This is a genomic window from Colwellia sp. SU-HH01217 (genome assembly GCF_057543495.1).
In genome coordinates this window covers 106,351-124,788 of the sequence record NZ_BAAJLX010000008.1, presented here as the reverse complement: position 1 = coordinate 124,788, position 18,438 = coordinate 106,351, and the positions used below count along the sequence as shown (strand labels likewise).

Sequence of the window (18,438 nt, the reverse complement as noted above, 5' to 3'; positions counted from 1 at the left end):
ATTCTCATCAGTCAGTTTTTGTTAATCACTTTTCTATTAAGTAATAATGTAATCTGCGTAATAGGGAAAGCTCATCATCACGATAAGAATTATGCTTACAAGCCAAAATATAATGCGCTGATTCTTCAATACTTTAGGGTTTTCGCAAACTGAACCTTCCTCACATTTTTGAGGAACTATATATAATTTATAAAAAACTACGCCTAAAACAATAAGGGTAATCGCGGTAAAGTACCCGCTATAAGGTTCCATTGCAGTGAGGTTACCTACCCAAGCACCACCCAAGCCAAGTGATAGCAATAACAGAGGTCCAATACAGCATGCAGACGCGCCTAAACCAGCGACAATTGCTAATAGTAAAGAACGATTTGGAGTTGAAGAACTCGACATAATTAAATCTCATATAAGGTTAATATAAGATAGTTTACACTCTGGGGTATGGCACAGAGTCAAGAGCTTAATAAATAATTTTATGAGAAAGGTAGAAGTGTTATTTTTCTAAAAAGCCTTTTTGAGATAATCCATCGATGAAGCCACAGTGACTAGTATCATCAGTATGACAAGATGATATTAAGTCGTCCAATGCTGTTTGAATAGTGAGTAAGCCAGCGATTTTCTGTTGGATTTCATTCCGTTTTTCTTTTGCTAAGCTTTGAACATCACGACAATGTTGATCACCCAAGATTAGCAACTGTTTTATTTCCTCTAATGAAAAGCCAAGTTGCTGAGCACGTTTTATAAATCGAATTCGATCTACACTTGTATCTGGGTAATGACGAAAACCGCCTAGAGGCTTTTCAGGCTCGATTATCAAACCTTTGCGCTGATAATGCCTTATTGTCTCAATATTAACATTAGCAGCTTTTGCGAGTCGGCCAATGGTTAATGGTGGATTGTTTCTAGTCATTTATACTGCCTTTAAATTAGTTTGTATTTATAGTGCAGAATTGAAAAAGGTATTTAGTAGTAAACGTACTATAAACTTTTTTTCATATTACCAAAAGTGGGATTTAGTTTAATAATAGGCAAGTATTTGTGTGCTTGGTCATGTGGAGTAAGGTCGTATCAAAGGGCCAGCTCTTACGATTACGAACGAAAAAGAATGTCCTTTGAATAGATAGTAAATTCGCGTAGCGAATGTGTACAAATAAAATTTACTCGATAAAAAGGCTTTCGAAAAAATTATCTATTTCGCTTGGCCAAAGCCAAGAAATGTTGTCTTATGTTGTTTATGGCTGTGATAGTTATGGACAGTTAATGTCTCTAGTGAAGTCTGACCTCCTTGAAAATCTAAACCTGATATTAGCAATTTTACACTCAAAAGCAGAAGGCTGCCTTCTAAAATTTCTCAACACTGATATGAATAATATTTTGTCTCGCTTTAATGAAAGGGTTAAAAATATAAAAATAAATGAAAATACTGTTGTTGAAATTTTCGGTATTGAACTAACTGATTTCAAAAGGAAAACAAAATAAAATCCTTTTAAATTATACAGATATGTATAATTACGCCCTGTTTACAACAACATTTTACTCATTTATATTGGTAATGAAGGCTGAACGGACAGCCTATGCCTACACATATTTAATTTATATTTAAGTATGAACGATGAAGCAGAGCATCCGTAAAAATTTGGTTTTCATAATGAATAAACAAGGCGTTAGTAGGCTGTTGTTTGTTTTAATTTATGGATAACTAGATGATTTCAGCTCTTACCTTAAGTCACAAATTGAGACTTCAATCGAAATTTCTCGCTAACTCACTCAATATACCTCAGGCTCATGGTAAGGATTTATTAGCTAGGGCAATCTATTGCACACTAAATTATGATTCTTTAACTGAAATACTCTTTCAAGAGATGTGCGGTACGAAAATATTTGGGACAATTCAACATCATTGGTTAAAGTACCTTCTGATCTGTGAATGTGAGGATCAATTGCTTATTGATGATCTACATAAAAGCATTGAGTTTATGGCAAAACGCCTTGAAGGAATGGTAGTAATTAATGTAAGCAAGGTTCGATTAATTTCTATTCTTTATGAGCTATTCGGTTTAGCAGATGAATCGAAATACATTATTGCTGCGCCAAGTGAGTTTAGTCTTGACTGGAAACCTTATTTTAAAACATTGGACAATAATGAAGCCATTCTTTATTGTGATTTCAAAATTAATCAAATTGCATATCGACTAATTGCGACTACTTTTTATCCGAAAAATTTTAGAGAAAATAATTTTGATGAATCATTAGTCAAAAATCTAGAACAGGATAATGAAGATTCAGACATTGCCATAGCTGAAAGTCCATTTATAGACGAGCATAAAAGCTGGTTTTTAAATACGGTTAACTTTTTTACCAATTTTGATTCATTTTGTGATGATGAAGTTCCTTATGTATTTCACATTGAAGGAAAAAGGTACGCGGTATATGGTTTTCCTTTATCCCCAAGTTTAACAGAAGAAATCAACAGTAATTTACCAACACTCAAAATATCAATTAAAAATATTTCAGAGAAGCAGGTTTTTATATTTTATTTTGAGCAGCAAAGGCTGATATTCGAATGTATTCATGTTGAAACTCCAGCTATGTCTATGATCAATTATTGTGAATTTAGTAATGGCGTTAAAGAAACACTGCTAAACCACAAAGACGCACGAAAATTCCCAATCATTCTTCATCAATCATATTTCTCCGCAAGTATTCGACCATTTTGTGATATGGATTACTTGGAGAATTCTATATGAATGAATCATTGTATTAGCAAACGATTATTGTAAGCGATTTGGTAAGTGAGTTTGACGACAAATATTAGATAGGGTGCCAAGATTGTTACTTGAGTCAGATCACACCAGATATTTTTAATAAGTTATTAAAGAATACCAATGCAACTGATGATTATGTAGAACAATTTAAGCAATTAGTCGATTTAAGAGAGGGGGATTAATACAGTAAGAACACTTTATAAAGGTGTGAGTAACACAGGATGTGATTGATTTATATCAAGAAAATATAAATAATACTATAAATGATATTGATTCGTATTTGCAGTGATGTTCTAATGTCTTCATTAATTGTTGTTACCAAACATGAAGGCTTCCTTAGATGAAAAAAGTATTTAAACCCACCTTATTGAGTATAGCGATATCAGTCGTTACGTCTCCTCTTGCCATTGCTAACGATAGTGCTGATGATACATCCGTTGTTGAGCAATTAACTATTTTTGGTAGTGAACAGACAGTAAATGATATACCAGGCAGTGCTCATTTACTGTCACAGGAAGATTTAGAGAAATTTAATTATTCAGATATTATGCGCACATTAACTTCTGTGCCTGGTGTGTATGTTCTAGAAGAGGATGGATATGGATTACGCCCTAATATTGGTATGCGTGGTACAGGTCAAAATCGAAGTGAAAAAGTCACTATTATGGAAGATAATGTCTTAGCTGCTCCTGCTCCATACTCTGCTCCTTCAGCATATTACTTTCCGACAGCCGGACGAATGCAACAAGTAGAAGTTTTAAAAGGAACTTCTAGTGCTATGTACGGGCCTCGAACAACTGGCGGGGTAGTTAATATGTTGTCTCGTCAAATTCCAGAAGAAAGCATGGCAGGTCAATTGGCTGTACAGATTGGTCAAGATGGCTTTGCAAAGGTTCATGGATATGTTGGTACAAAAGGAGAAAATATAGGGACATTGTTTGAAGTTTATCGTTATCAAGCTGATGGTTTTAAAAGCATTAATCATAGTGATAACGAAACAGGTTTTGTTAAAAATGACATTCTAGGTAAAGTTCGTTTCACTAGTGATGCGAGTGCTACTTATTATCAAGAGTTAGAGCTTAAGCTAAAGTATTCCGACGAAGACTCTGATGACACTTATATGGGGCTAACAAAAGGGGATTATACTAACTCTCCTTATACCCGTTATTCAGCATCTCAGAAAGATAACATGTCTACAGAGCACATGCAGGTGCAATTAAATCACTTAATCGACTTATCAGAGAGATTCTCATTGGGGACAAGTGTTTACTATAATGATTTTAGTCGTAACTGGTATAAAACAAGCAAGATAAATGGTGATAGTTTAGGTAAAGGTGGAATTGAAGCTGCTGCGGCATATGATAAATCAGCTAGTGACTCTTCTTTAGAAGTGGATGTTAAAGCAAATAATCGTGATTATTTATCTCAAGGTATTCAAACGGTTTTAGATGTAGACTTTAATGCGCATCAAGTAAAGTTCGGCTTACGCTTTCATAAAGATGAAATGGATCGGTATCAGTGGGTTGACGGTTATGAACTTGATTCAAATTACAATATGAACTTAGTTAACAAAGGTGTTGCTGGAACAGACTCTAACCGCATAGATAGCGCAGAAGCTATCGCGTTATTTATGCATGACGAATGGACAATTGGTGACTTAATCATTAATGCAGGCTTGCGTTACGAAGATATGAAAATTGAGCGCAATGATTGGGGCAAAACAGACCCTGAGCGTTTAGGAACTCCTAGTCACAAAGTAAATGAGCTTGATGTTGTTCTACCTTCCTTGGCATTGACTTATCGAATGACTGATGAATTGGTCTTGTTGGGTGGCGTACAAAAAGGATTTGCTCCCCCTGCGCCAGGTAATGAAGATGCTACGAATGAAGAAAGTATGAATTATGAGCTTGGAGCTAGATTTAATAATGATAACGTCAATATAGAGGCTATTTTATTTCTATCAGATTATGACAATATGCATGGTAACTGTACTGCGAGCCAGAATTGTGACGATGAAAATATTGGCGATCAATATAATGCGGGTGAAGTAAAAGTATACGGAATTGAAATGAAAGCAGGTTACTTGGTTAATTTTGGAAATATAACCATGCCAATAGACTTTACCTACACTCGTTCCCAAAGTGAATTTTTGAATACATTCGAATCGGATTTCTGGGGGGATGTACAGTCTGGTGATGAATTTCCTTATGTTCCAGAAAATCAGTTTCAGTTTGTTATTGGTTTAGAAGGGGAGCAATGGCAGTCAAATTTGTTAGTTCGTTATACTGGAGAAATGAGGACAGTGGCTGGTCGAGGTGCTATTAATGAAGGTATTGATGCACATACTGTCGTTGATTTTGTTGTAAATTATGATTTAACTAAAAACCAACAAGTGAATTTCACCGTCGATAATTTATTAGATGAAAGCTATATGACATCACGCACTCATGGTTCAATTATGGTTGGAAAACCTCTAACTTTGAGTTTAGGCTACAAATACAGCTTTTAAGTGTCATCGCTATTTTAAACCTGTATTTAGAATAGATATTAGTTGTAAATTGGTTTTTCTTATGCAATTATTGTATTAATTGAAATATTTTGTTGGTTAACTGTGAATTCTAATTTCTCTAAAACATTAATGGTACTGCTAGTCTGTTTGACCTTTGTTAGTCAAGCGGTTGCGTCTACTGTTATGTCTTATCATATGATGAGTATGAAGGGAGATAGTGTGCAAGGACAAATGCAAAATATGTCAATGATGGGCCATAGTGACCATTCAATGATGAGTCATTCTTCTGATGACTCAGATGAAGCAAAAGAGGACTGTTGTGTTAAAAGTTGTAGTTGTTTTACTGGAGGTTGCTCAAGTATCGCTACACTAATGAAAGACACAGATGACAGTCTATTTATTGATTTATCATCAAAAATATTATCATATTCAAACTTGGCTCAAAGTCAATCATCATCATCTCTATATAGACCTCCAATACTAAGCTAAATACAGAATAATTGTGCCTAAAATTTGGCTCACTTATATGAAAATTATCTGTATTAGGCTTTTTGATCTCTGCGTTTAAGTATTTTTAAGCAAAATCAAGAATAACCTAATCAATTCAAATATTAATTGATATCCCTTTGGGGGGGTTATGTTTTCCAAAAAATTCACGTTAAAGGCTGTTGCAGCCTTTACTTTAGTCATTGCTATTGCAAGTTGTTCAAAAGAAGAAGTTTCAGTGACTTCATCTAAAACACAAAATGCTAAACCTCATCCTATTCTTTTAGAGGTTTATAAGAGTCCTACATGTGGTTGCTGCAAAAAATGGGTTAGCCATATAAATGAGCAAGGGTTCGAATCAAAAGTTCATAATTATCAAAACTTTACAGCGGTTAAAGAAGAGAAAGGAATAGAGCCTCGATACCGTTCTTGTCATACCGCTATATCAAAAGATGGTTATGCATTTGAAGGGCATGTTCCTGCCAAATTTATTCATAAATTTTTAAAAGAAAAACACTCTGACGATGTTATTGGATTATCTGTTCCTGCAATGCCAGCGGGAACTCCCGGTATGGAAGTAGGTGATAAATTTCAACCTTATAAAGTGTTATTACTTAAGAAAGGGGGCGCTTATGAGGTCTATGCTAGCGTTCAATCTTATGAGGAGCAGTTTTAATGAATAAATTTAAAAATATCAGAAGTTTAAGCGTGAAATACTGTGCGGGTATGTTAGCTCTTACAGTGCTAACTGCAAATTCTGCTGATATTCCTACTATTACTTCTAGTTCAGCCTTAACTTTTGAGAAAGCTATCAAGTCTGCGCAGAAGAATGATCCATGGTTAACGGGAAATGTTCATAAGCAAAATGCTATTGAAGCGATGAGTACAGCCGTAGGCACGTTACCAGATCCGAAAGTATCTATAGGGTTAGCCAATTTACCTACAGATGGCTTTGATTTTGGACAAGAGGGAATGACACAAGCGAAAGTTGGCATATCTCAAATGTTTCCTCGTGGGGATACATTGTTGATTAAACGAGAACAACTCAAGATTGAAAGTGAATCATTCCCGTATCAACGAAAAGATCGAGAGTCCAAAGTAGCTGTTACTGTTGGTAGCCTTTGGTTGGATGCATACAGAGTTCAAGAAAGTATTGCTTTAATTGAAAAAAACAGAACACTTTTTGAACAGTTAGCGGATGTTGCTGAAGCAAGTTATTCGTCTACTTTAGGTAAAACAAGGCAGCAAGATATTGTAAGAGCGCAATTGGAGCTTACAAGATTAGAAGATCGTTTAGATGTCTTAGGACAACAACAAAACCGCTTTGAAGGTATGTTGTCTCAATGGTTAACAGAGTTTTCTATAGAGAAAAGTTCTCAAAGTGAAACTTATGTAGACGATGATTTTAACCTTCATAATATCGTTTTGACTAAGCAATTACCTCAAATTGACCTAGTAAATAGCAATATAGTTCTTACAGATAGCTGGTTACGCCCTAGTGAACTGGCAAAGTATATTGCTAACCACCCTTCACTTGTCGCAGTTGAAAAGAAAATTAAATCAACAAAAACTGGAATTAAATTGGCAAAGCAAAAATACAAACCTGAGTGGGGAGTTAATGCTAGTTATGGTTACCGTGATGATGATCCAATGGGAAATAGTCGAGCGGACTTGTTCTCTGTAGGGGTTACTTTTGACTTGCCGCTTTTTACAGATAATAGACAGGACAAAGAAGTTAAGTCAGCTATTTCAAAAACAGAAGCTATAAAAACTGAAAAATTATTATTGATGAGGAAATTGCTCGCATCATACTCCAGTGCAAAAGGGCGCTTACTTCGATTGAAAGATAGACAGAACTTATACAAAGACAAGCTACTGCCTCAAATCCATGATCAAGCTGAAGCTTCGCTAACAGCCTACACCAATGATGATGGTGACTTTGCCGAAGTAGTTCGCTCACGAATCGCTGTATTAAATGCGGAAATAGATGAGTTAACGCTTAATGTCGAAGAGCAGAAATTATTACTAGAACTTAATTACCTTTTTATAGGCAGCATAGATCCTGTCGTTAGTAACAATAATATGAATTTATCAAATAATAGTGGTTTCACTGTTATTTCGGGAGAAGAATAATGAACAACAATATTAAGCCAATAGTAATTGGCATGGTTATCGGTGGCTTTTTAACATTTGGGGTTTATAGTTTTATGGCCCCGACAAATAGTGGGGAAGCAAGCTCTGTTGTAACGGCTGAAAAGAAGCCGCTTTATTGGGTAGCTCCAATGGACGCGAACTACAAAAGAGATAAGCCAGGGAAGTCACCAATGGGTATGGATTTAGTACCTGTTTACGACGATGGTGGTAAAGGACCTGATGAAGGTCCCGGAACAATTCGTATCTCTCCTGATGTTGTAAATAACCTCGGTGTAAGAACAGCAATAGTTAGTTATAAATCATTGCACACTGAAATAAATACAGTCGGTTATGTTGCTTATGATGAAGATAAGTTAGTTCATATCCATCCACGAGTACAAGGATGGATTGAAAAGCTATATGTTAAGGCTATTGGAGATCCTGTTAAGAAGGGGCAACCCCTTTATGAAATTTATTCCCCAGAATTAGTTAATGCCCAAGAAGAATTATTATTGGCATTAGATCGTAAAAATAGCCGATTAATTAGTGCGGCTGAAAATCGATTGTCAGCATTACAACTTCCAAAATCATCAATAGTAAAACTTAAGAAAACAAAGAAAGTACAGCAAACAATTACTTTTTATTCTCCACAAAATGGCGTGGTGGAAAATTTAAAAATACGTGAAGGATTTTTTGTTAAGCCTGGCTCTACTTTAATGTCAATTGGTGATTTATCGGAAGTGTGGGTTGAAGCTGAAGTCTTTGAACGCCAAGCGGGTCAAGTCAAAACAGGCACCCCAGTAACCATGACTCTTGATTACTTACCAGGAAAAACATGGCAAGGAAAAGTTGATTATATTTACCCAACACTAGATGCAAAAACTCGTACTGTGAAAGTACGTCTTCGTTTTAAAAATGAAGAAGGCGAATTCAAACCAAATATGTTTGCTCAAATTGCGATTCACACAACAGGTGACGAACAAGCTTTATTAATCCCTAAAGAAGCACTTATTAGAACAGGAAACCAAGATAGAGTTGTTCTCGCCTTAGGTGAGGGGAGTTTTAAATCGGTTGCAGTATCTGTAGGTCGATACGATAGCGAAAGTGTTGAGATACTTGAAGGGGTGCGTGATGGGGAAAAAGTTGTTAGTTCTGCACAGTTCTTATTAGATTCAGAATCGAGTAAGTCTTCAGACTTCAAGCGAATGAATAGCGATGTTGATGAAGCGGATGCTTCAATGCCTTCTTCTGTTTGGGTTCAAGCTAGTATCGAGAGCATGATGGCAGATCATAAAATGTTAACTTTAGCTCATGAGGCGATACCTGAATGGGAATGGCCAGAAATGACGATGGATTTCATCGCATCGGACAGTGTCGATTTCTCATTACTTAGTGAAGGGATGAGTTTACATGTTGAAGTGACAAAAGAAGATAATGGTGATTATAAAATTAGCAACATCCATGTTCCTGACGACATGAGTGAAAGTGATACAAGCCAAGTAACTGAAGAAGTGGCAGATGACTCGTCAGCGACAGTTACTGGAACAATTAACTCGTTAATGATCGATCATGGAATGGTGAACATTAGTCGAACTGCTATTGAAAAATGGGGACGACCTGCGGCTACTTTAGATTTCATTACAGGGCACAATGTTAGCCTTGAAGGACTTTCTGAGGGGATGGAAGTTAAGTTTACTTTTGAAGTGCGTGGTGAACATTTTGTAATTTTTGAAATTGCCCCACTAGGGCAAGGTGATGAACAGGGTGAAACTTCTAGATTAGAAGCACCTGTTGTTGATCATTCAAACCACTAATATAGGAGTTAGATTATTATGATTGCTTCTATAATACGTTGGTCCGTTGGTAATCGATTTTTTGTATTACTCGCTACCTTTTTACTCGTAGGCATTGGTTTATATTCTGTTAATAAAACGCCTATTGATGCACTGCCTGATTTATCTGATGTGCAAGTAATTATTAAAACAAGTTACCCTGGTCAAGCCCCACAAGTTGTTGAAGACCAGGTTACCTATCCGATGACTACTGCCATGCTGTCAGTTCCTGGCGCAGTGACTGTTCGAGGTTATTCTTTTTTTGGTGACTCTTACGTGTATGTCATCTTTGATGAAGATACAGATTTGTATTGGGCGCGTTCGCGAGTACTTGAATATTTAAGTCAAGTAGCCCCTAGCTTACCCAGCAATGCACGACCGCAATTAGGACCTGATGCTACAGGCGTAGGTTGGGTATATTTATACGCCTTAGTTGATAAAACGGGTCAACAAGACTTAAGTCAATTGCGCAGTTTACAAGATTGGTTTTTAAAATATGAATTGCAAACTGTCCCTGGCGTATCAGAAGTTACTGCACTTGGCGGTATGGTTAAGCAATACCAAGTAAGAATTAATCCTGAAAAATTAAGAGCATTTGGGATCCCTCTTTCACATATTCAAATGGCTATTAAGCAAGGTAACCAAGAGATCGGGGCATCTGTTGTTGAAATGGCAGAAGCCGAGTACATGGTTAGAGCAACTGGTTATCTCAAAAGTGTTGAAGATTTAGAGAATATACCTTTAGGAGTAAATGAAAATGGCACACCTCTATTACTAAAAGATGTTGCAGATATTGGGACTGGCCCACAAATGCGTCGAGGTATCGCTGAGCTTAACGGTGAAGGAGAAACTGTTGGTGGTATCGTTGTTATGCGCTTTGGAGAAAATGCTCAGCAAGTCATTAATGGTGTTAAAGAAAAGCTAGAGCAACTGAAGAAAGGTTTACCTGAAGGGGTTGAAATTGTTCCTGTTTATGATCGCTCTGCATTAATTGAAAGGGCTGTTGATAACTTAGCTTATAAGCTATTAGAAGAATTTGGCGTTGTGGCGCTAGTTTGTATCATTTTCTTATTTCATGTCCGCTCGTCACTAGTCGCCATTGTGAGTTTACCTGTAGGGATATTGACGGCATTTATCGTTATGCATATGCAAGGTCTTAATGCGAATATTATGTCGCTAGGAGGGATTGCAATTGCGATTGGTGCCATGATCGACGGTGCTATTGTAATGATAGAAAATATGCACAAGCACATGGAAAAAACACCGTTAACTAATGAAAACCGCTGGAAAATAGTAGTGGAGTCGGCCAGTGAAGTTGGTCCTGCTCTATTCTTTAGCTTGTTAATTATTACGGTGAGTTTTGTTCCTGTTTTTACCTTGGAAGCTCAAGAAGGGCGAATGTTTGCTCCACTTGCCTTTACTAAAACGTATGCAATGGCAGCATCAGCGGCATTAGCGATTACATTAGTCCCTGTACTGATGGGGTATTTTATAAGGGGTAAGGTTTTACCTGAGCATAAAAACCCGGTGAATCGCTTTTTAACCTTTATCTATATGCCTGCTCTAAAAACGGTATTACGTTTTCCAAAGACAACTTTAGTAGCAGCATTGGCAGTTCTTGCTATTGGTATATATCCACTTGACAAGATTGGTAGTGAATTTATCCCTCCACTTGATGAAGGTGACTTAATGTATATGCCTACAACTTATCCTGGTATTTCGATAGGGCAAGCACGTCAACTGTTACAACAAACGGATAAGCTGATTAAAACAGTTCCAGAAGTTAAAACTGTGTTTGGTAAAGTAGGTAGAGCGGAAACTGCTACTGATCCAGCGCCTTTAACAATGATTGAAACTTTTATTCAATTAAAGCCTCGTTCAGAGTGGCGAGAAGGTGTTACTACTGAGAGTTTGAAAAAAGAGCTAGATGGTTTAGTTAAGCTCCCTGGGGTAACTAATGCGTGGGTGATGCCAATAAAAACACGTATTGATATGTTAGCTACGGGTATTAAGACACCTGTTGGTATTAAAGTCGCAGGACCTGACTTATCGGTAATTCAGGACATCGGTAAACAATTAGAAGTTATTTTGAAAGATGTACCTGGAACAGCATCAGTATATTCAGAGCGTGTAGCTGGTGGGCGTTACGTTAAAGTTGATATACAACGCGCTAAAGCAGCCCGTTATGGTTTAAATATTAGCGAAATTCAGCAGGTTGTTGCTACGGCCATTGGTGGTATGAATGTCACCAAAACTGTTGAAGGCTTAGAGCGCTATCCAGTGAGTTTACGTTACCCACAAGACTATCGTGATTCGCCTGAAACATTATCTTTGCTACCAATAGTGACACCAAATGGGCAAAGGATCTCATTAGGCGATGTTGCGAATGTGCTCGTTGAAGACGGCCCTCCGGGAATAAAGTCAGAAAATGCAAGATTAAATGGTTGGGCATTTGTAGACATTGAAGGTGTGGATGTTGGTAGTTACGTTGTTGATGCACAAAAGGTTGTTGAAGATAAGCTAAAACTTCCTGCTGGCTACTCAATTGCGTGGGCTGGTCAATATGAGTATATGCAACGTGCCAAAGCTAAATTGACTTATGTAGTGCCGTTAACCTTGTTCATTATTATTATTCTACTTTATCTGAACTTCAGAAATGTTATTGAAGTGGCAATGATCATGGGAACTCTACCTTTGGCTATGGTGGGTAGTATTTGGTTGATGTATATCCAAGGCTACAACTTCTCTGTCGCTGTAGGTGTTGGTTTTATCGCGCTAGCGGGGGTTGCTGTTGAGATAGGTGTGATTATGTTGGTTTATTTGAATCAGGCTTATCACGAAATGATTAATGATCATCAGTCAAAGGATATTTCAACAACGAAGGCTGATGTGCTTCAAGCGGTGTTACATGGTGCAGGCTTACGTGTACGTCCTGTCATGATGACCGCAGCAGCTATAATCGTTGGCTTATTGCCAATATTATATGGCACAGGTACTGGTTCTGAAGTGATGAGTCGTATTGCAGCACCTATGGTTGGTGGAATGCTAAGTGCGGTGATTTTAACTTTACTTGTTCTACCTGCATTATTTTATTTGTGGCGTTCGTCATCGATTAAAAATGTTTCGAGCAAGGCATAGAGCATGAAAACGTTGAAGGTTAGCCGGAAACTTCATCGGTGGTTGATGTTGTTTTTAGGCTTGCAGTTTTTGATTTGGTCGATATCAGGTGCCTATATGGTTATTTTTGATATTGACTATATTCATGGTGATAGTTTGGTGGTTAATCACCAAGCTAAAGTTAATGTGGATGAAATTACTTACCCATTATCTGCATTAGCTAAGCAATATCCTGACGCAAAAAACATTGCCGTAGAAGTTTTTATAGACCAAGCCGTTTATCGTTTTACAGAGCATGACGAAAAATATGTTGTAAATGCTAGTAATGGGGAGAAGATTTCTCCCTTAAACAAAGTCGTAGCTATTAGCGCTGCAAAACACTATTACAGTGGTGATGGTGCGGTCCTTGAGTCTGAATTGATTACAGAAAATCCACCGTTTGAATTAAGCCGTCGAGCATTACCTGCTTGGCGGGTTAACTTTGATGATTTTGGCAGTCCGTCGATATATGTTTCAGCTCAAACAGGAAAGCTTGTCAGTAAGCGACATGAATTTTGGCGAATCTTTGATTTGATGTTTAGTTTGCATGTCATGGATTACGAAGAAGAAGATCCAAGTAATAAACTACTTTTTTGGTTCACACTTTTTTCTATTTTTGCGGCAATTACTGGTGGTGTATTGAGTTACTTTGTTATTTTCAAAAACAGAGCAAAAAATACATTAGATAAAAGTATGGGAGTAGCTAGATAATGTTATTCCTTAAAAAGTTACATAAGTGGCTATCCTTGTTGGTTGGCCTACAACTACTAGTATGGTTAGGAACAGGCTTATATTTTAATTTGATGGATCATCAAAAGGCTTCAGGAAATCAATATAAACAAACTCCCGTTGTTGCCCAAGTTGATATTAATAGGTTAGTTGAACCACAGCTTGTCTTATCTCAATCAAAACAAGTCGTATCGTTAAAACAAATATCACTATTAGAGCACCCTTACTATTTGTTAACTCATAATAAAGGTTTATATAGCCATTTTGACAATGACTACTCTTTGGTTGATGCGTACACCGCTGAGCCAGTCGTTATTGATGAAACTATGGTTAGAAAACTGGCTCAGTCTTCCTACAATGGTAAAGGTGTGATTAAAAATGCAGTTAAATTATCACCTCCATATGAAGATATACCTCGTGAGCAAAATGAAGTGTGGCAAGTTAACTATGCTGATTATATTCAAACTAGCGTTTATATTGATGCTGGTTCTGGTCGAATAATTAAACACAGTAATGATGATAAACGGTTTGTTGATATTTTCTTTATGCTTCACTTTATGGATTATGGCACTGAAGGAAGCTTCAATAATGTTCAAATCATTTTATTTTCTCTTTTCACGCTTTTCTTTTCCTTAACTGGCTTTATTTGGACTATTGAGCTGCTCTTTAATGGTCAATACAAAGTTCGCTTTGGCAACAAAAGTCGAACTTTGGCGCTATTTGATAAAGATCTGGAGCCTATTGGGGAATTCGATTTAGCTACTAATACCAGCTTACTTGACGGTTTAATTGATCATGATATTGCTTTGTCATCAACCTGTGGCGGTGGCGGGACTTGTGGCCAATGTAAAGTACGTCTTGATAGCAGTGTTAAAGTCACTTCAGCAGAGCATGTACTTTTAACAAAGGAACAATTGCAACAAGGTTACAGATTGGCTTGTCAACATGATGCAACAGAAACAAAGAGGCTAACATTAATTGACGTTACTAAAGCCAAAAAATACCTTCTTGAATTAACGCATAGTGAGTTTATTAGTCCCTATATAAAAGAGTTGCGTTTTAAAGTGCTTGGTGGTGAGAAATTAAAATTCAAAGCAGGTGCTCATCTTCGTTTCTATATACCACCAGCTAAAGGAATATCTATACCAGCGCGTCTTCCTGACGCTTTCAAATACCATTGGCGTGATATTGAGTATTTTGAGTATGAGCATCAAGCTTGTAGTCGAAGCTATTCTCTAGCTAATGGTGATGGGCAGATTGAAGCTGGTACTAACGAGTTAAAGTTTACCGTCAAAATTCAAAATGCTCCAAATAAAAGTATATATCCCGGTGTAGGTTCTAGCTACATATGCAATTTGGGGCTAGGGCAAACAATAGAAGCGGCTGGTCCATTTGAAGATTTTCACGCTAAACCTTCAAGTAATAAAACAATGATGCTTATCGGAGCAGGCTCTGGAATGGCACCATTGAAATCATTGATTGAAGAGCAATTGTGCTTCTACCAAAAAGAAAGAAAGGAAACTAGAGGTATATATTTTTTCTATGGTGCTAGAACTGAGGAAGACTTGTTATATAAAGATGAGCTTTACAGGCTTTCTAGAAAATATCCAAACTTTTATTACTACCCTGTTTTGTCTAGGCCGCATAAGAACTGGTCAGGAGCAAAGGGGTATGTTCAAGATTTACTCACATCAAATATTAACAAAATTTGTCAAATTGATGGTGTTGAATTTTATCTATGCGGCCCACCGAATATGATGTCGGCAACGATAAATCTTTTGAAAACTAAGAATGTTGATGCAACTAATATTGCATTCGATGAATTTATATAAATTAACCTTAATCACTAACGTAGGAGAAAACCATGAAAACTAACTTTATTAAAACTGTAGGCAAAATCGCTTTGATATTAGTACCAGCAATTACTTTATCAATGAATGCATCCGCTCATGATCCGAAAATGCATGCAAAAAAAGCAGAAAAAGCTGATTGTAGCAAAATGGATCATAGCAAGATGGATATGAAAGACCCTGTTGCAGTTGCAATGATGAAAAAGTGTATGAAGCAATCAAAATCTTCAATGGAGAAAATGGATCACAGCAAAATGAAAGAAATGGATCACAGTAAAATGAAAGGAATGGATCACAGTAAAATGGAAAAAAAGGAAAATAAAAAAGCTAATAGTGATGATCACCAGAACCATTAATTAAATATTAAAAGTCACTTAATTGAAGCTCGTATTAAGTGACTTTTAAAGTAAGGAATTGTTATGAAAGCTCTTAAAATTCTATTGATATTATTGCTATTGGGAGGAGCTAGTGCAGCCACTGTCATGTATTCAGGGGTAGTGAATGTAGCCGCAGATGAACCTCACAGTGATATTGTTTATTGGCTTCTTGAAGAAACTAGGGAGGCATCCATAAAGAAATCGGCTCAACATATCAAAGTACCTGATTTGGAAAGTCCTGAGTTGTTGTTAATGGGAGGAGCAGATTATGAATATATGTGCTCAAGCTGTCATCTAAAACCTGGATTAGAAGAAAGTGATATGAGCATTGGGCTGTATCCTCAACCACCTAATTTAAGTATTTCGCATGAAACTCATCAACACGGTACTGATGAAGAGCTTGCAAGGCAGAATTTTTGGGTGATTAAACACGGCATAAAAGCTTCAGGGATGCCAGCTTGGGGTAAAACTCACAGTGATGAAAGAATATGGGCCATGGTTGCTTTTATTAAGCGGTTACCGACTTTAACGCCTGAGCAATATCAAGTACTAACAGCCATAGACTAATGAGGAAAGACAGAAACAAAATGAAAAAAAATTCGATAATGCTAACCACAGCTTCGTTAATGTTCTTAACCATGAGTAATGTTGTAACCGCTCATACAAGCGAAGGAAATAGTGCGAATAAACGTGATGAATTGCCTGTGCTAACTAGTAGTGCAGGTAAGGTTGTTATGCAATTTCATCAAGCTATACAGGCCAACGATAAGAGTAAAGCACGCGGATTTTTAGCTGATAATGTCATCATTTATGAAGGAGGTAGAGTTGAACGCTCAGCCGATGATTATGCAAACCACCACATGCTGGCTGACATGAAATATTTGGCTCAACTTGAAGTAGAAATACTTGAACATGAAGTAAGAGAGGTAGGACAGACAGCTTTTTCTATGTCTAGAACAAAGTTGACTGGAGAGTTTAAAGGAAAAGAAGTGAACAGTGAAGGCATGGAAAGTATGGTGCTTTTGAAAAAAGATGGGAAATGGAAAATAGCTCATATCCATTGGTCCCATTAATTTAAACATAATAATTCAGAGGTTAAAAATGAGAAAATTTATTGCAACTTTTATTGCACTTATCATCAGTATATCGGCTGTGGCTCATGATGATAGAGATCATAGTAATAAAGACAAAAAGGCGATTGTTGATGTGATTAAAAGCATCAAGTATGGCTGGGAAAATGGTGATGGATTGCCGTTTCGACGTAACTTTTTAGATTTTGAGGGGGCACGTTATATCGAAGGAGGAGGACAAAATGCAGGGTTAGATTCGCTAGTCGAGCATCACGTAGAGCCTGAAAAGGATGCTTTGGAATACTTAAAATTGAGTTTTAGTGAAATAGAAGTTCACTTTGAGGGCGAGGATAAATCTTTTGCGTGGGCAATTGCTGACACACGTATAAAGGGCAAAGTGAATAAAAGTGGCAAAACATTCGACAAAAAAGGATTTCAAACATTCTTATTTCGCAAAATAAATGGTAACTGGAAGGTTGTGCATACCCACTCGTCTAGTAGAGATAATAAGTGATAATTGTTTAAAACTACAAGGCATGATGACTGGTTGGTTTAAGCCTTTAAATGAATGGAATAGGACTTTTAAGTGAAAAAAATAGAGAAGAAAAAGTACTCAGATTTTTACGAGTTTAACGTCACTTTAGGTCCTATTGATAATTATCACACCTCTTTTTTTGAGTTGAGGTTCGGATTATGAGAATAGTTTACTTTGGCAATAATATGTTTTCTTCGTGCTTAAAATATTTAATTAAGGACGGCTTTGAAATTGAAAGAGTTTACATTAACTCGCCCGATTTTACATCTTCGGCTATATCAAAATTGTGCGAAACACATCAAATTCCCTTATTCAAAAATAAGCCTATGAGTGAAGAGCTTGAACATTTGATTTCTATGGGTGTAGAAATGTTCATAGTAGCTGAGTATCTGCATATATTACCTGAAACAGGTGTTAAATATGCGATTAACATACACCCATCAATGTTGCCAAAAGGCAGGGGGCCAACTCCACTGCCGTACTTATTAAAGTATCCAGAACATTCAGGCGTATCAATTCATAAATTAACTAATGTGTTAGATGGGGGGGATGTGATTCTTCAATCTGGTGTTCCCATTCAAAAGAATGAATCTATCACGACAGTAATGATAAAAATGCATATTGAAGCTGTCAATTTGATCAAGACCTTTCTTTCGGATGTCGAAGGTTATTATGAAAACGCTGTAGAGCAATCTGACTATTCATATTTTCCACGAATAGATCTAGGAGAGCGGATACTAGATTGGAAGCAACCAACATTAGACATTAACAGCAAACTTCGCAGTTTTGGTTTTTTAGGTTTAATTCTTAAATTAAATAACCTTTTTTGGAATGCCAAACATATAGAAGCCGTGGAGTGCGTTCATCTTTATGAAGCAGGAGAGGTTATATATGAAGATGAATATTTACTAGTTGTTAGTTCATATGACGGAATTGTTTGCGTCCACAAATATTCATTATCTTTGGTTACTTAAAGCTATTGGAACTGGATGTTGCAGC

At 36.8% G+C, this 18,438-nt stretch carries 17 protein-coding genes; 15 read left to right on the top strand and 2 right to left on the bottom strand.

Annotated features, from left to right (window positions below):
• Window positions 1-36 precede the first annotated feature (36 nt).
• Both AC27G3_RS11595 and merR read right to left on the bottom strand, forming a co-directional pair.
• Entirely contained in the window at window positions 37-390 is a 354-nt protein-coding gene (locus AC27G3_RS11595) for a mercuric transporter MerT family protein (RefSeq protein ID WP_008131225.1), read from the bottom strand.
• 100 nt (window positions 391-490) lie between these two features.
• Complete coding sequence (gene merR / locus AC27G3_RS11590; protein ID WP_008131228.1) at window positions 491-907, bottom strand: mercury resistance transcriptional regulator MerR; 417 nt, start codon at window positions 905-907, stop codon at window positions 491-493.
• 230 nt (window positions 908-1,137) lie between these two features.
• Here merR and AC27G3_RS11585 point away from each other — a divergent pair, with 230 nt between their 5' ends.
• The 15 genes from AC27G3_RS11585 to AC27G3_RS11515 all read left to right on the top strand — a co-directional run bounded on the left by AC27G3_RS11585 (window position 1,138) and on the right by AC27G3_RS11515 (window position 18,413).
• Window positions 1,138-1,476 carry a hypothetical protein gene (locus tag AC27G3_RS11585; protein ID WP_138741177.1) on the top strand — a complete coding sequence of 113 codons (339 nt, stop codon included), beginning with the start codon at window positions 1,138-1,140 and terminating at the stop codon, window positions 1,474-1,476.
• Between the two features lie 224 nt (window positions 1,477-1,700).
• Entirely contained in the window at window positions 1,701-2,744 is a 1,044-nt protein-coding gene (locus AC27G3_RS11580; RefSeq protein ID WP_487121707.1) for a hypothetical protein, read from the top strand.
• Window positions 2,745-3,102: 358 nt separating this feature from the next.
• Window positions 3,103-5,271, top strand: coding sequence for a TonB-dependent receptor family protein (locus AC27G3_RS11575; RefSeq protein WP_487121705.1), 2,169 nt, complete (start codon window positions 3,103-3,105; stop codon window positions 5,269-5,271).
• Window positions 5,272-5,400: 129 nt separating this feature from the next.
• Complete coding sequence (locus tag AC27G3_RS11570) at window positions 5,401-5,760, top strand: hypothetical protein (RefSeq protein WP_487121703.1); 360 nt, start codon at window positions 5,401-5,403, stop codon at window positions 5,758-5,760.
• Between the two features lie 148 nt (window positions 5,761-5,908).
• Complete coding sequence (locus AC27G3_RS11565) at window positions 5,909-6,433, top strand: DUF411 domain-containing protein (protein ID WP_085301222.1); 525 nt, start codon at window positions 5,909-5,911, stop codon at window positions 6,431-6,433.
• Window positions 6,433-7,890, top strand: a complete 1,458-nt coding sequence (locus tag AC27G3_RS11560) for a TolC family protein (protein ID WP_008113913.1) — start codon at window positions 6,433-6,435, stop codon at window positions 7,888-7,890. The genes AC27G3_RS11565 and AC27G3_RS11560 overlap by 1 nt, the downstream gene beginning before the upstream one ends.
• A complete protein-coding gene (locus AC27G3_RS11555) occupies window positions 7,890-9,704 on the top strand; it encodes an efflux RND transporter periplasmic adaptor subunit (RefSeq protein WP_008128605.1) in 1,815 nt (604 codons plus the stop codon). Before AC27G3_RS11560 ends, AC27G3_RS11555 begins: the two co-directional genes overlap by 1 nt.
• Before the next feature lie 18 nt (window positions 9,705-9,722).
• The gene (locus tag AC27G3_RS11550; RefSeq protein WP_008128603.1) at window positions 9,723-12,860 is read left to right on the top strand and encodes an efflux RND transporter permease subunit; all 3,138 of its coding nucleotides are present in this window, start codon (window positions 9,723-9,725) and stop codon (window positions 12,858-12,860) included.
• Between the two features lie 96 nt (window positions 12,861-12,956).
• Window positions 12,957-13,589 (top strand): PepSY domain-containing protein, encoded by a 633-nt coding sequence (locus AC27G3_RS11545; RefSeq protein WP_487121761.1) that lies wholly within the window; start codon window positions 12,957-12,959, stop codon window positions 13,587-13,589.
• The gene (locus AC27G3_RS11540) at window positions 13,589-15,439 is read left to right on the top strand and encodes a 2Fe-2S iron-sulfur cluster-binding protein (protein WP_487121701.1); all 1,851 of its coding nucleotides are present in this window, start codon (window positions 13,589-13,591) and stop codon (window positions 15,437-15,439) included. The genes AC27G3_RS11545 and AC27G3_RS11540 overlap by 1 nt, the downstream gene beginning before the upstream one ends.
• A gap of 32 nt (window positions 15,440-15,471) precedes the next feature.
• Window positions 15,472-15,813 (top strand): hypothetical protein, encoded by a 342-nt coding sequence (locus AC27G3_RS11535; protein ID WP_487121699.1) that lies wholly within the window; start codon window positions 15,472-15,474, stop codon window positions 15,811-15,813.
• A 63-nt stretch (window positions 15,814-15,876) separates the two neighbouring features.
• Window positions 15,877-16,401 (top strand): c-type cytochrome, encoded by a 525-nt coding sequence (locus tag AC27G3_RS11530; protein ID WP_487121698.1) that lies wholly within the window; start codon window positions 15,877-15,879, stop codon window positions 16,399-16,401.
• A 20-nt stretch (window positions 16,402-16,421) separates the two neighbouring features.
• Window positions 16,422-16,907, top strand: a complete 486-nt coding sequence (locus AC27G3_RS11525; protein WP_487121696.1) for a YybH family protein — start codon at window positions 16,422-16,424, stop codon at window positions 16,905-16,907.
• 28 nt (window positions 16,908-16,935) lie between these two features.
• Window positions 16,936-17,418 carry a YybH family protein gene (locus AC27G3_RS11520; protein ID WP_487121694.1) on the top strand — a complete coding sequence of 161 codons (483 nt, stop codon included), beginning with the start codon at window positions 16,936-16,938 and terminating at the stop codon, window positions 17,416-17,418.
• A gap of 179 nt (window positions 17,419-17,597) precedes the next feature.
• On the top strand, window positions 17,598-18,413 hold the full coding sequence (locus tag AC27G3_RS11515) for a methionyl-tRNA formyltransferase (RefSeq protein WP_487121692.1): 816 nt from the start codon (window positions 17,598-17,600) through the stop codon (window positions 18,411-18,413).
• Window positions 18,414-18,438: the final 25 nt, after the last annotated feature.